The sequence below is a fragment of the Chryseobacterium vrystaatense genome (assembly GCF_000737765.1).
Taxonomy (GTDB): Bacteria; Bacteroidota; Bacteroidia; order Flavobacteriales; family Weeksellaceae; genus Chryseobacterium; species Chryseobacterium vrystaatense.
Genome location: NZ_JPRI01000001.1, coordinates 21,082 through 36,261 on the forward strand (window position 1 = coordinate 21,082; position 15,180 = coordinate 36,261).

Annotated in this window: 11 protein-coding genes and 1 tRNA gene; 3 read left to right on the forward strand and 9 right to left on the reverse strand. The window is 37.8% G+C overall.

Features of this window, described 5'->3' with window-relative positions; translation table 11 throughout:
• The first annotated feature begins 97 nt into the window (after positions 1 to 97).
• From IW16_RS00075 to IW16_RS00085, 3 genes are all read left to right on the forward strand, one after another.
• Positions 98 to 2,290: a peptidase domain-containing ABC transporter gene (locus IW16_RS00075; RefSeq protein WP_034738479.1), complete on the forward strand. Its 2,193-nt coding sequence runs from the start codon at positions 98 to 100 to the stop codon at positions 2,288 to 2,290.
• A 72-nt stretch (positions 2,291 to 2,362) separates the two neighbouring features.
• A complete protein-coding gene (locus IW16_RS00080; protein ID WP_034738482.1) occupies positions 2,363 to 2,560 on the forward strand; it encodes a bacteriocin-like protein in 198 nt (65 codons plus the stop codon).
• A gap of 177 nt (positions 2,561 to 2,737) precedes the next feature.
• Positions 2,738 to 4,036 (forward strand): HlyD family secretion protein, encoded by a 1,299-nt coding sequence (locus tag IW16_RS00085; protein WP_034738485.1) that lies wholly within the window; start codon positions 2,738 to 2,740, stop codon positions 4,034 to 4,036.
• A 106-nt stretch (positions 4,037 to 4,142) separates the two neighbouring features.
• On the opposite strand, the gene IW16_RS00090 is transcribed toward IW16_RS00085, so the two are convergent.
• The 9 genes from IW16_RS00090 to clpX form a co-directional block, all read right to left on the reverse strand.
• A complete protein-coding gene (locus tag IW16_RS00090) occupies positions 4,143 to 5,510 on the reverse strand; it encodes a hypothetical protein (RefSeq protein ID WP_034738487.1) in 1,368 nt (455 codons plus the stop codon).
• Positions 5,507 to 7,243: a hypothetical protein gene (locus IW16_RS00095; protein ID WP_051889797.1), complete on the reverse strand. Its 1,737-nt coding sequence runs from the start codon at positions 7,241 to 7,243 to the stop codon at positions 5,507 to 5,509. The genes IW16_RS00090 and IW16_RS00095 overlap by 4 nt, the downstream gene beginning before the upstream one ends.
• 406 nt (positions 7,244 to 7,649) lie before the next feature.
• On the reverse strand, positions 7,650 to 8,417 hold the full coding sequence (locus tag IW16_RS00105; RefSeq protein ID WP_051889799.1) for a copper chaperone: 768 nt from the start codon (positions 8,415 to 8,417) through the stop codon (positions 7,650 to 7,652).
• Positions 8,414 to 9,931, reverse strand: coding sequence for a tyrosinase family protein (locus IW16_RS00110; protein ID WP_034738491.1), 1,518 nt, complete (start codon positions 9,929 to 9,931; stop codon positions 8,414 to 8,416). The genes IW16_RS00105 and IW16_RS00110 overlap by 4 nt, the downstream gene beginning before the upstream one ends.
• A gap of 306 nt (positions 9,932 to 10,237) precedes the next feature.
• Positions 10,238 to 10,311, reverse strand: a tRNA-Met gene (locus tag IW16_RS00115).
• A gap of 44 nt (positions 10,312 to 10,355) precedes the next feature.
• On the reverse strand, positions 10,356 to 11,648 hold the full coding sequence (locus IW16_RS00120; RefSeq protein WP_034738493.1) for a peroxiredoxin family protein: 1,293 nt from the start codon (positions 11,646 to 11,648) through the stop codon (positions 10,356 to 10,358).
• A 61-nt stretch (positions 11,649 to 11,709) separates the two neighbouring features.
• A complete protein-coding gene (locus tag IW16_RS00125) occupies positions 11,710 to 11,937 on the reverse strand; it encodes a hypothetical protein (RefSeq protein ID WP_034738495.1) in 228 nt (75 codons plus the stop codon).
• A gap of 1 nt (position 11,938) precedes the next feature.
• A complete protein-coding gene (locus IW16_RS00130; RefSeq protein WP_034738497.1) occupies positions 11,939 to 13,897 on the reverse strand; it encodes a T9SS type A sorting domain-containing protein in 1,959 nt (652 codons plus the stop codon).
• A gap of 75 nt (positions 13,898 to 13,972) precedes the next feature.
• Entirely contained in the window at positions 13,973 to 15,160 is a 1,188-nt protein-coding gene (gene clpX, locus IW16_RS00135) for an ATP-dependent Clp protease ATP-binding subunit ClpX (RefSeq protein WP_034738499.1), read from the reverse strand.
• Between the last annotated feature and the right edge of the window lie 20 nt (positions 15,161 to 15,180).

The following is a 15,180-nucleotide window of genomic DNA, read 5'->3' on the forward strand; positions in this document are numbered from 1 at the left end:
AATGGTGCTATTATTAGCCAACGATCAATTAAGTACAACAATGAATAAAGCAAAAATGTCGTCCTTTTGTGACGACATTTTATAATGAGTATTAATTTTGAAGAAATTTCCCTTTTATAAACAGCCGGATGCCAAAGACTGCGGCCCTACCTGCCTTAGAATTGTAAGTAAACATTACGGCAGAAGTATCTCTCTGCAGCAGATCCGTACCCTTTCTGAAACGACACGTGAAGGAAGCAGCCTTTTAGGACTGAGCGATGCATCAGAAAACTTGGGATTCCGTTCCCTTGGAGTCCAAATCGATTTTAATACCCTTGCAGAAGAAGTTCCTTTCCCCTGCATTGTACACTGGAACAAGAACCACTTCGTTGTTGTTTACAAAATTGATAAAAACAACAAAGTCTATATTTCAGATCCGAGCTACGGACTGATCACCTATACCCGTGAGGAATTTATCAAATTGTGGATAGGGGAAAATGCCAATGAAAATACAGAGGAAGGAATTGCACTGATTCTTGAAACTACGCCTGCATTTTTTCAGACGGAATTTGATACAGAAGAAAGTAAAGCCAGTTTCTCTTTTCTTTCAAAATACCTGCTGAAATACAAGTCACTTGTTATACAGCTTGCGGTAGGTCTTTTGGCAGGAAGTTTACTGTCCCTTATCTTCCCTTTTCTTACCCAAAGTATTGTAGACGTCGGGATACAGAATCAGGATCTCAACTTCATTTATGTTGTTCTTCTTGCCCAGATCATGTTATTTCTGGGAAGAATGGGTATTGAAGTAATCCGGAGCTGGATTCTTTTGCATCTTTCAGCAAGGATCAATATTTCGATCATTTCGGATTTCTTTATCAAACTAATGAAACTTCCTATAAGTTTCTTTGATACAAGAATGACCGGAGATATCATGCAGAGGATCAATGACCACCACAGAATTGAACAGCTTTTGACAAGTTCTTCATTAAATACTTTGTTTTCTTTGGTTAACCTGATTATCTTCAGTATTGTCCTGTTGTTCTATGACTACAGACTTTTTGTAGTTTATATTATAGGAGCAGCACTGTATATTGGATGGATCAGCTTTTTCCTAAGTAAAAGAAAAGAGCTGGATTATAAAAGATTCTCTCAGGTTTCTCAGGAGCAGAGTAAAGTGATCGAGCTTATCAACGGTATGCAGGAAATTAAAATGCATAATGCAGAAAAGCAGAAACGCTGGGACTGGGAGTTCCTTCAGGTGAAGTTATTTAAAATCAGAATAAAATCACTCTCTCTTGAGCAGTGGCAGTCTGTAGGAGGAAATTTTATTAATCAGATGAAAGATATTCTGGTGAGTTTCCTTTCAGCGAAACTGGTTCTTGACGGTAATCTTACGCTGGGGATGATGCTTTCTGTACAGTATATCATCGGACAGCTGAACAGTCCATTATTACAGCTTATTGATTTTATTAAGCAGACTCAGGATGCAAAGATTTCCCTTGAAAGATTAGGAGAAATTCATGATAAGGAAGACGAAGAAGACCTCACTGAGCAGTATGCAGGAGAAATTCCTCAGAAAGATATTGAAGTCAGCAATATGTCTTTCAGATATATTGGATCTGATGTCCCTGTATTTGAAGATCTCAATCTTACGATACCTTACCAGAAAACCACCGCTATTGTAGGTGCCAGCGGAAGTGGGAAAACCACTCTTCTCAAACTTCTGATGAAATTTTACGAGCCTACAGCCGGAGATATCAGGCTTGGAAGTACTCAGTTGAAGAGTATTTCTCCGAGGTTCTGGAGAGATCATTGCGGTGTCGTAATGCAGGAAGGATATGTATTCAATGATACCATAGCCAATAATATTGCAGTAGGAGAAGATTATGTAGATAAGCAGAAATTAAGGCGTGCTGTAGAAATTGCCAATATTCAGGATTTCATTGAAAGCCTTCCATTAAGCTACAATACAAAGATAGGAAATGAGGGTCTGGGAGTCAGTGGAGGTCAGAAGCAAAGACTTTTCATCGCCAGAGCTGTTTATAAATCTCCTGAATTTATCTTTTTCGATGAAGCGACTTCTGCTTTGGATGCCAATAATGAAAAAGTGATCATGGAAAATCTTGAACAGTTTTTCAAAGGTAAAACGGCCATCGTCATTGCACACAGGTTGTCAACCGTAAAACATGCTGATAAAATTATCGTTCTGGATCAGGGTAAAGTAGTGGAAGAAGGCAGCCATGCTGACCTGGTTTCTTTAAAAGGAGAATACTACAGACTTGTGAAGAATCAGTTGGAATTAGGCAACTAATTTCTACAAAACAAATCATCAACGCGGGATCCGAAAAGCATGTAGAGTAGGAAAAAATAAAATTATATTACTATGAAAAATCTAAGAAAATTAACAAGAACCAACCTTAAGTCTTTGAATGGAGGAGGAAGAATTTGCGGAGATTATTTTCCGGAAAATCCACCTGAACCAGGAACACCTTTCCAATGTGACTGTGGTTTAGCATGGTGTGAAAAAATGACTGCCTGTGTTCATCGTAGTTTTTTCTCACCTGAAAACTGCAGGGTATAAGGACGATAAGACATTTTATGCTTAAGATCTACCTATCAGCAACTTTCTTCTGGGGGTTGCTGATATTCAAAAAATTGTATTATTTACAATTACTCACAGAGCATCAATTCCGCAAACTGTATAGATTTAATGACTAAAAATGTTATTAAATCTTCATAGATTTAATTTTTTAATACAATGTCAAAAGATATTTTAGATAATATAGAATTACGCTCTGAAAGTGTTCAGGACATTCTTACCCAGCCACCTCATTGGATGATACGCTGGGGAAACAGCGTTATATTAATTATACTTCTGCTTATCCTCGTGATGAGCTATATCATCAAGTACCCGGAATTTGTTTCTGCTCCGGTTATGGTTACCTCTCAAAATCCGCCCGAAAAAATAGAGGCGAGAATGAGTTCAAAAATTGAGAAGATCTTTATTAAGGATCATCAGGAGGTTAAGAAAAACGATGTCCTTATGGTGATGCAGTCCACGGCAAATTATAAAGATGTCCTGGAACTGAAAAAACTTGTGGACTCCAGTTCACCGCAGCAGCTTCGAAATTTTCCTATTGCACAAACTTCAAGATTCAAGCTTGGGGAACTGCAGGGAGATTATAACAGTTTTGCAAAAGCCTTTCAGGATGAAGAACTCTTTACAAGACTTCAGCCATATGCACCGGAAAATATAGCCGCCAATCAGAGTATCTCCGAATACCGGGTAAGAATTGCTACTTTAAAACAGCAGAAAAATCTTGAATTGGCTAAATATGAGTTATCCAAGAAAAGCTACCAGAGATCTCAGGAACTTTTCAAGCAGGGAGTGATCGCTTCCATGGAACTTGAAAATGAAAAAGTAAAATATCTTCAGGCACAGCAGAATCTTGAAAATTTAAATATTTCTATTTCCCAAATGGATGAAGGTATTTCCAATCTGAATAAAACAAAAAGCGGAACTGCTATTAACACAGAAAAAGACAAGATCACTTATTCTTCACAAACTTTACAGCTTTTTGAACAGCTTCGTAAATCTTTAAAACAGTGGGAACAGAATTATCTGGTGATTTCTTCTACAGACGGTATGGCCAGTTTTCAACAGTTCTTCGGTGAAAATCAGTTTGTGAAAATGTCTGAGCCTATCCTTTCAATACTTCCTACAAACAAAGAACAGCTGGTTGGCAGAATGTCTGTTCCTACGGTTAATTCCGGAAAGGTAATGACAGGACAAAAGGTACTGATCAAACTTGACAACTACCGCTTTCAGGAATATGGTATCGTGGAGGGAAAAGTACAGAACATATCTCTTATTCCCGATGATAAAGGTAATTATTATGTAGATATCACCCTTCCCAAGGGCTTAAATACAAGCTATAATAAGAAACTCCCGTTTGATAAAGAACTCAGAGGTAATGCAGAGATCGTAACTCAGGATCTTCGGCTTATTGAAAGATTCTTTTACCAAATCAGAAAATTACTGGGATACCAAACTTAATTTCCCTTTAAACATACAAAACGAAAAAACCGCAGTATTAATAACTGCGGTTTTTTCGCTTTTAAAAGTGCCATGATATACTGGTCACATTATATATTTTTACTAATTACTTAGGTTTGACTTTTAAAAATATAAAGCTGTAATCTGTTGGGTATTTAGTGGCAACTGTGGAGGCATTTTTATGACAGTCCATGCACTGTTTGTCCTGAATATAAGTTTCCATGGTGACGTTGGCTATATTTTTGGGTTTTATACCACCATCCCTCAAAGGAGGTGTATTTTTGTTATCTTTATCCTGAACCGGGTTTTCCGGCCATTGGACATTGACGAGTTGATAATACTGCCATACCGATTTAGGATTACTGGCCCTGATCATGCCCTGAATCTGTTTATTCAACTGCTGGATCTCCGGTGTTATGGCATTATTAGCTATACGAACAACCTGTACCGGCTTATTTAAACTGTCCTTTCCGGGCACTGGAGACTGATTGGGTTTATCCTTACTTTTAGGATTATAAAAACAGTAATTAACGGACGGATCAACCTGCCCTTCCGTGGGTGCGTTATTGATATGTTCAAAGGTCATCCAGGTAAACTGCGGAGACTGGCTGGTCTTTCGGATGATATGCAGTCCTACCAATCCTAAATATTTTTGGGTGTATTTGCCATATATCGGCTGGTTATTTTTGTCAAAACCTTTGATTTCAGGAACCATTGCCATGGATATTTTATAAAAATCCTTAAGCGATTCCAGTTGATTTTCCGGGATAACACGCCAGGCTGCTTTTATCTCAATTGATTCCATTGGAAGCCATACTCCTTGATTTTTTGCTGCAAAAGCATTTAAATTTTCAGAATTGTAAAGTTTATTATTTCGTACAAAATCACTTTCAATATTATTCATTCTGATCTCATACCAAACAATATTTCCGCTCTGATCTGTAAGCCAGGCTCCCTTTGCCTGCATGATCTCATCCACATTACCCCCAAGCATTGCTCTGAGTTTTGGCTTCGGTATATTTACATTAATATCGGTAAACTTATTGATCTCATTGATGTATTTTATATAGCCCGATTTACTTTTAAGGCTCCATTGTGCAGGTTGTTGAGCAGTGAATACATCATCAATACTCAGATAACTTTCCCAAACAGTTGGCTTGTAATCTCCAGGCATTCCATAATCAGAGGCAAGAGCTGTGGTATCAGGAATTCCCCTTTGGTCGGAAGCTATCCAGTTTAGAGCAAGAAAATTTTTCCAGGCAAAACAGTTCATAGAATTTTGATCACTGTGTAAACAGTTATCATCAGTCAGCTGATAGCCCACCGAAGGCGGATCACAAAAAGCACCACAACCGTAATCGTCAAGTTCTTTAGAAAAACCAATTCTGGAGTTTAATTTTTTGTCCTTTTTTCCGGATTCACATGAAATTGAAATTAAACTCAATAGAAAAAAGGAAAATAGCAATGTTCTCATTTCAGTAGTTTTTGAACCTGTGTAATCTGCTGATCAGAAAGCAGGGTTTGATTAGGGAGACTATTTAATTGAGGAAGTGATCCCGTTGCTACAACTTCAAGAACCCCCGATAAATTATATTTGGGATCTGAAGTATTATTATAAAGAGCAAGGGGTTTCTCTCCCAGCAATGCAGCAGCATCAACTGTTATATCAATGATGAAAAGTTGATTATCATTTCCCAGATCCTGAAAATCTTTTACGGATACGCTGATTCCTGCTCCAAAATCAAAACCGGTTTCTCTGTTGGCATCACTTGCCAATACAGCAATTCCTTTGGTGGTTGTTCCGGCTTCTACCTGTGTAGTACATGAAGTGAGATTTGAAAGTGTATTCAGTTTATTATGAAGACTCGCCAGAAGTAAATTATGATCCAGAACATATTGTATACTTGGTAATGTAACAGCCGGATTTCCGACAGGAGGATACTCCTGAGGCTTATCTCCACCTCCTGGAATTCCAGTTCCTGCAAGCTGTACATTGAAAACATTCGCAATTTGAGAACCCCATTTTAAAGGCTGCCCCTGCACCAAAATATCGCTAAGCTTAAACCTGGCCCCTGCTGGAGCTTCAAATCTCGAATGAAGGATCATATTATTAGGATAAAAAGTAGTCCCTGGGTTGATATCTGTTCCTCGGATAATTTTATAGCAGTCTTCAATGGTATACCCTTCCGCTGAATCAGGCATTTGGAACTGGGTAAAATCAGGCAGCTGTCCATACAGTGCAATAGGATTGGTTAGTGATACTTTAAGCTTATTAATGTAAACAAGGGAATTGACATTCTGCCCTATGCGGGGATCACTGTTTCTGTAAATCTGTCCATATTGTGCTGCACAGACCAAAGTATTGGCATCTGTGATTACATTTCCATCTACCACTCTTAAAATAGTTGCTGCGGCTCCGAGATAGATTTCAGCGCCTAATGAGTTGGGCGGGCTGGTAAGATGGACCGCTCCTCCTTCGGTTTCTGTTGCCGAAGATCCCCTGTTCCATTTATTAATAGGATTATAGGCGGGCAAGCCTGTTTCCCGTACAATAACCGGATTATTGCTGCTATCCAAAAGATAAAGATCTTCTTTTTTTACATTAGAATTATTAAGAATTTCCTGATACAGGGAAACTACAGTATCTGCTGAAAATTTCCACATATGAAACCAGTATTCAGGGTTTTCATGGGTGAAATTTACGGCAATAACATCTCCGCTGGCATCTCTTGTAACTGCCCATTCACAGTATTCATCCTGCCAACCTCTAGGTCCCGCCGGGCCAAAGGTTTTTTTGGTTGTATTGTTTGGATCGCATGGGTTTTTAGGAACCGTTAATTCGATGGCATATTTTTTACTAAAAGCCTCACTACCGATATCTGCTAGCTCATACAGTTTGTCCTGAGCCTCTCCTTTTCCGAATTTCTGCGCAAATAGATCACTGAAGTAATGATTGATTCTGTTGGGAAATGCTCCCCATTGTATAGGAACTGTATTATTCTTAGCAGGAATCGCAGGTGTTACCAAAGGATTGTAATACCAGCTTCTGGGATGGTCATAGCTGCTGGACCATGGATTTCCCATTTGTGAATTGATGGTACAGTATTTTACATAGTTGCTCCAGGCATTTTCAATCTTATTTTTCAGATCGGGCTGATCTTTAAAATCTTTTTCAGCCTGATAGGCCGGGGTGTTAAATTTGTTCATGGCTTTAATTTTTTTGGTGGTATATAGTTTTTGTAAAATTGAAGTAATTACAGTAAGAATGTATATTTCCAATACATCAGCACTGAAAGTGCAGTGGGGGTCAACTTTCAAAAAGCATGATTCGGAATCAGTATTTCTAATAATGCTTTCAAGAAAAGTAAATGATGATACTCAAAGCTAGAAATTCTCCATTGATATTTTTTACGTATTTCTACGCAATTTTATATTTCAAAGTTTATACGGAACCCCTACAAATCTTTTAGTACAAACAAAAAATTAAAATTCCATAAAAACAAAACTCAGTTTAAAGCAAAAAAAACCGCACATAAAGTGCGGTAATTTCTCACCCTTATTTTAAATTCATAAATAAGTTCAGTGAAGTTGAGTATAGTAGAAAACAAAGTATTCAGTTTATATTCAATGTCGTTTTCAGATTGATCCTGGCCTGAGCAAAAATGACACGCAAAAGTTTCAAACGAAAGCTGAAGCGCCATACCGGAAGCCGCGGATGTTCCATATGTTCGCTGATCATAATGAAAGTAACAGCAAGCATAGCCAAATTATGTCCTGAAGGCAGCAACATCGGGAAAAGCATCAGCGCCCACCCTGCTCCTACACACCAAATCCCATGCATAATTCCAAACATCAGTGCGTCCCGATCTGCCTCAGAACCGAAAGCAGCCAGCGTAACATGGTCATGCCCTCTATTCAGGCACTTTTGCTTAATTGGAGAAAACTGCCATATCACTGCAATAATACCAATTCCAATTGCTGGTATATAAGAATTCGGCAGAAGGAGATTCAATCCTACAATCACCGCATTCATAAAGAATCCCATAACAATCCATACAGCGGTATAACCGAATATGAAAAGTAATGCTGACCAGAACCGCCTGCTTTTGAAACTGCATTCATAAATATACTGCACCGGTGCAATCAATTTGGGTAGCATCATCGCAAGCACCATCAATGTCCATCCAATCATCAGATCAGAGATGGGATTCATCTGCAAAATCATTTGAAGTGATGCTCTTGAAGGTCCTTTAAGGGTTACATGACAGTGTTTGACTGTCATAATTCCACCCGGATCAAATAACAGAATTATCCAAAATACAGCACTTACTGCCAGAATCGTTATACTTATTGAATAACGGATCCATTTTGAGGGTTTCATAGCTGCTGTGCTTCACGATAAATACTTACGCGACCAACCGTAATTTTGTCATTTGGAAGAATCGCATTATCAGGCAGGATCGTTACATCAAGAGAATTAACATCGAGTTCGTTATTAATAAAGAGGTTATCAATAATATCTGTAATATTGAGGATAAATGTAAGACCGGTTCCACCGTTATGTCCATCTTTATCCGAAGCACTACGCAATCCAAAAAGAGAAACATGCCCTGCCAGCTGATGGTTGACAGAAATACTTAAAATGTTGGCATCTTTGGTTCCTTTTACATTTTCCAGCTGAAGATATACCTGATCGGGTAAATTGGATGCAGAAGCTTTCATTAAACTGTTAGGTACATTTTTCCATGAACTGCCTTCTAATTTAACGGTAGTCTTTACTCCCGATCCGTCGATTTGAACCTGCCCTGCGTTGGCACCAACAAGTTCAGAGTTACTTCCTAAGTCCATATTTTGTTCTTGTAAAGTTTCAGTTTCAATAGGTTCTGCTCCCAGTTTAATTAATCTTTGAGAAAGTGTTTTCTCCAAAAGAGGACCTGTTGTAGGGGCCAGATCATCATATGTATAATCCAGATTAGCTAAGGTAGTCATTTCTGCGGGGGTATATACCCATTCTTTACTTCCCGGCAAAGGCATTACAAATTCTCTTTCACCGTATGCTGCAGGCCCCTGAAGCCACATTGGATCAGTTGGATTATCATTTTTCACATTCCACGAAGCCCACATCCTGTCAATATTGCAGTGATGGAGATAGAAAATAGGATCAAGTCCTGCAGTATCAGGATCGGACATGATTCCATCCTGTCCTCCTACCTGTACATGTACAAAGTTATGAGGATTTTTTTCCAGATTACCACTTAGTCCACCTCCATGCCAAAATTTTGTTTTCGGACCGCCATAACCAGGAAGAGATGTTGCTGAATTGCTTCCTGTATATATTGTATTTCCCTGGCATTCCTCTGATAATGGTGGAATTTCAACGTAGATATTTCCATCACTTTTAGGACCATATCTTGCCGTTACAAATAAAGGGTTGGGAGTTTTCCCGTCAGGAAGCATCTTCTGTGTGAAAGCAGGTGGTATTTTATACTGATCTTCCGGCCCCAGATAGTTCCAGTAAGGAAGAGCCCAATCCTGAGGACCGCCCAAACTGATTACAGCCTGGCGAATCTGTTCTTCCAATGCAATAAGATAGCCGCGGTGCCACGGTCCAAAATACCAGCTCTGGTGCTGACACTGATTCCAATATTTAGCAATTACACCTGAGTTGGGAAGTGGAGTTGTCGGAACTTTAGGAAATCCGGGAAGAGTATTCCAGTTTGGAAATTCTGGTTTTCCCATTTGTTCTCCATGCATAGCGGCAAAAAACCACCAGCTATTTTCGTCATTTAAGGCTCGGGATTGCATCACACCTACTGCTTTTGCGTACCATAAAAGATCCGGATTATCAAAAGTGCCTTTGTTATCCCACGCGTTTTTTCTTGTAAACTTTGCCATCGATTTTTTTTGTTTTCTGGTTTTTATATAGTCTTATGAAAAATCACTGCTTTTGGAAAGCAGATTCATAGTAACTACAAATCTATAGACACGCGACGAAATAAGATTACGTATTTATACGTAATTTTCCCATTTACGTGATTTATATTTTTTGAAAACAAAGCTGAACAATTGTAGTATGTGACAGAGTATTTTGTCACGTAAAACCTGTGGCAGGTAGTTTATTATTTGCTGGTTTAGGTTTTAAAACAACGAATAATAAAAATAATAAAGGGAAAGTAATATGTATTACTTTCCCTCTTATTGTAGCGAAGACGGGAATTGAACCCGTGACCTCAGGGTTATGAATCCTGCGCTCTAACCAACTGAGCTACCTCGCCGTTTTGGTGGTGCAAATATAGAAAATATTTGTTTACCACCAAAATTATTTTAGCTTAAAATATTCCAAAACATTACCAACATGGTCTGGTTTATTGATTATCTTATTGTTAGCATCTAAAATAAAATACGTCGGAGTTGCATGAACATTGTAAGTTTCCACGTAACTGCTGTTCCATCCTCTTAATTCGGAATCATTGATCCAAGGAAATGCAGCGATTTTCTGGGTATATGAATTTTTATCTGTATCTAATGACAGTCCTATAATTTGAATATTTTTCGCTTTTAAATCGTTGTATTTAGCCAAAAGCTGTGGAAGCTCTGTTTCACAGTGTGAACAGGTAGATGACCAGAAAACAATGACTTTCTTATCCGCTTTCACGTCGTAAAGTGATTTCGCAGATGTATTAACCGCCGACTGGAATTTAACATTAGGGAATGCAGCTCCCATTTCAATATTAGCATTGGATTTAAGGGTACTTGCCAACCTGTCGTTAATCGTACATTTAAGGTTTTTCGCAAGCGTCAGATACTTCGTTTTAAACTCCTCCATATCATACGCATCGAAGATGTCAATAAGTTCGGACAAAACGGTCTGACCTCGCGGCGTTTCTACTTTTAAACGGTCTAAAAGCTTATCTACTGAGCCTCCGACATCGGTATTTCCACCAGTGTTAAGATAAGAAACTAAAACGGGGCGTAACATGGAGGAAGACTCAAGCATATCATTAGACTTATCAAGGAAATTGATGATATCATCCTGAGTGACCTTTTTGGCCGGATCAACAGAAGTAGAAAGAAATTTACTGTAATTCGTGTTATAATAAGAAATAAATGGGTGCTGTGCAGCATCAATAGCGTTATTTGCTCCAGACAGCCTGTTTATTTCAGTTTTCAGAGCTTTTCCAAAGTCTGTATTGTCCTTATAATATTCTTTGATCTGGCTCAGCGCGGGAAGAATAAGTTCCTTTTTCTGTGAACCTTCCTGCTGCTTGCTCATCAGATCATTGGCTTCATCAAGATAGACTACATCTTTAACCTTATTATTCTGAACATCCAGCTTTATACTGACATTTTTATTCTCAGAAATAAAGCTTACCGCATTGTTTGAAGACGGAAAATACACTTTCATCATTCCCATATAATGACTTGGGTATTTGAATGTCCATGTATTATTCTTACTTTGCTCTTTAGTGACAATTATATCTTTTGAACCATTTAGTGTATATAAAATGGCATCCTGATCTTTAAATTCGGCAGGCGTCTGTACGGTAACTGTAAACTGAGCCTGCAGAGAAAATGCAGCTAATACTGCAGATAATATATATATCTTTTTCATAAAGTAAAAATAAAAAAACTCTCTGATTAATCAGAGAGTTTAATGTTATTTTAATAAAATTTTAGGCTTTTACGCTCTTAAATTTTTTAGTGTAAAATATAATGAACAATACAGCTACTACAGACAGTACATAAATATACATATCAATAGGAGATGCTGGTGCTCCGGGGCCCCCGCCACCAATACCTCTGGCAGCAGAAGAAGGAGGTGCAGGAGGAATTTCTTCTGCATATGCAAATGATATTACAAAAAGAAAAAGAGCTGATATTAGTTTATTGATCGTTTTCATATTATTGTTTTAAGATTTTAGTGTTAACAATTACTCCCTTATCAGAAACCACTTTTACAACGTAAGAACTCTTAATTGAACCATCAAGCTCAATTACGAAATCCCTAGATGCATCTACTGCTTTCTTAGAGATAATAAGTTTACCACTCATATCATAAACTTCAATATCTGCTTTTTTCCAACTTGGATCAAACCTAACTATATAATTGCTAACCGCAGGGTTATATACAACCATTGTTTTAGAGAATGTCTTAGTCTCATTAGCTGTTGCAAGCACTTCTTTATCCGGTGCTCCATAGTATAAGTTATAAGACTTTGAATTCACAGAAATAACTGCTCCCTGTTTTGCTTCTTCTACAGTCCCGTTAGAAGATTTGTAGAAGAATCCTTTTCCAGAAGATAACTGATGTGCGCCTGCAGCAAGCATCTCAGCATTTTCTCTGATTTCAAATTTATAGGAAACTATTTTTTGACCTGCAGTATTATAATCAAAGTTATAAAGCAGAATATCTTTTCCTAAGAAGTTATTTTCGTTAGCTTCATTAATGTATAACTGATATTGTGCCGTATAATTAGGATCTTCTCCTCCAGTTAAGCGTTCTTCATAGGTAACAATCTTATTACTTGAATCTGTACCTGCCTGTACCGTAGTAGCAGTAGAAACCTGGTGTCCGGTAGTTGCATGGGGAGAAACTACATAATACACTCTTGAAACTTCATTACCACTGGCATCCAAACCAATTACTCCTAACTGTTTTATAGTTCCAGCAGCAGTATTGGTCGCAGACTTACTAGCAGTAACGCTATAATCTGTGCCGTCTACTCTAGCTGTATTATTAAACCTTCTAAGTGTGTTGAAATTTAATGTTTGAGGATTATTATTCCTCAATTTCATAATGAAAACACCCATTGGTTTTACCATTAGATTATTGATGTCTCCTACAGGTATGTGAGTAGTTTCATCAAATGTCATAATGAGAGGATTTGTAAATGAACTCCCGGTATTATTGACATACTGTACAGTTCCGGGTGAGTATTGAACAGCCCAGATGTTACTGATAGCATTATCATCACCAGCACCACTTTCATCATATCCGATTTTTGATAAATCCAGGTTGGTTAAAAACGGGTTTCCAAATTCGTAGATATTTTTACCGTAAGAACCTGCCCAAGGGCTGGCAGTTTGTTCAAAATCATCGTAGAGATAAGTATTATACTTCTCATTGTAACCGTTTACAGAGTTACCATTTGTTCCAAAACTAACCCCATTTCCAGCATCTACTAAATTAGCTGTTGCTAAAGTGGAAAAAGGTTTACCACTAACGGTATATACTCCGCTAGCAGCTGGGGGATTACTAAGATCTAAATTGTTACTTTTTGATCCCAGCATATAGTAACCATATGGTGCCGTAGTTGATGAAAGAGGCTTCGTCTCACTTACAACAGTGGCATTATTCCACATTAAAATTTCATTTTTGGAGTATCTGGTCCCACTGAAAGGTTTATTAAGTTCTGCAGAAAGAGATGATAGTACTTTATCACTGAAAGGCAAAGCCATTTGCTGATAAAAATCACCATCACCATGCTTAGCATTTCTATACTCTTTACTTACAATACCAGTAATATTGGATTGGGATAATCCATCGACGTACAACTGTCCGTACGTGGAAGTAGCATAAGAAGCAGGAGTGTTTAATCTTAAAACAATATTTCCGCCATCGGTTTTATCAGCACCGGCGGCATCTATTGTTTTAAAATTATCGGTAGCAGATCCTACAACCATGATATTTCCGTGCACATCCAAAAGACCATTACCTTTTGTCTGTACACCTCCACCACTATAAACTAGGGTGCCTTCGCTCACATACATATTAGCATTAGTGTCAACGTGACATAGTACCTGCGCCTGAACAGAGTAACTAATTGCTAAAAGACCTATAGCAAATAAACTTTTTCTCATTGTATAAATTATTTGTGTGTTAATACAATCTTCACCTGCAAAGGTAAGATTTTTTTTTAAAGTAGAAAAAAAATATTATTTATTAACAAAAATATTATCTTCTGTCAATATTATTTCTTTCTGCTCTCCTATTGAAAACATATAGTCCTCTAATACTTTTTCTGTTGTTCCTCTTAAGCCTCTGGCCCCCAATCCTTTTTCAATAGTCTCTTCTACGATTTTTTCAACCGCACCGTCTGTGAAAACCAGGTTGGCACCGTCCATTTTGAACAGTTCAATGAACTGATTAATGATCGAATTCTTGGGTTCTTTCATGATTCTTACCATGGTCTCTTTGTCCAGTTTATCTAGGTAAGTAATGATTGGAAATCTTCCCAAAAGTTCAGGAATCAATCCAAAAGAACGAAGGTCAACAGCATTAATATTTGTTAATACATATTCGTCCTCATTGGTATTATTTATTTTTTCAGAACTGAATCCAATAGCCTGTTTGTTCATTCTTCTTTCGATGATGTCTTTGATCCCGTCAAATGCACCTCCTGCTATAAACAGAATATTTTGGGTATTCACCTGAATATATTTTTGGTCCGGATGTTTTCTTCCGCCCTGAGGTGGAACATTAACAATACTTCCTTCCAAAAGTTTCAGTAATCCCTGTTGTACACCTTCTCCTGAAACGTCTCTGGTAATACTCGGATTATCTGATTTTCTTGCAATTTTATCAATCTCGTCAATAAATACAATTCCTCTTTCTGCTTTTTCTACATCATAATCTGCCACCATAAGAAGTCTTGAAAGAATACTTTCTACATCTTCCCCTACATATCCGGCTTCGGTAAGAATAGTAGCATCTACGATACAGAAAGGTACATTAAGCTCCCTTGCAATAGTTTTTGCAAGAAGAGTTTTTCCAGTACCGGTTTCGCCTATCATGATGATATTTGATTTTTCCAGTTCTACTTCTCTGTTTTCATCCTGAGCATGAAGAAGTCTTTTATAATGATTGTATACCGCGATCGAAAGCTGTTTTTTTGCCTGATCCTGTCCAATGACATATTGGTTAAGGAATTCTTTGATCTCTTTCGGTTTCTTAAGTTCGTCTATACTTTCTGCAGGAGAAGACCCCGTTTTAGAAACGCTGTCTTTTACAATAACATGTGCCTGTTCGATGCAGTTTTCACAGATAAAGCCACTCTGCCCGGAAATAAGCATCTGTACTTCATTTCTTTTTCTGCCGCAGAAAGAACATTGGTTTGAATTCATACTATATAATAATGTTAAAG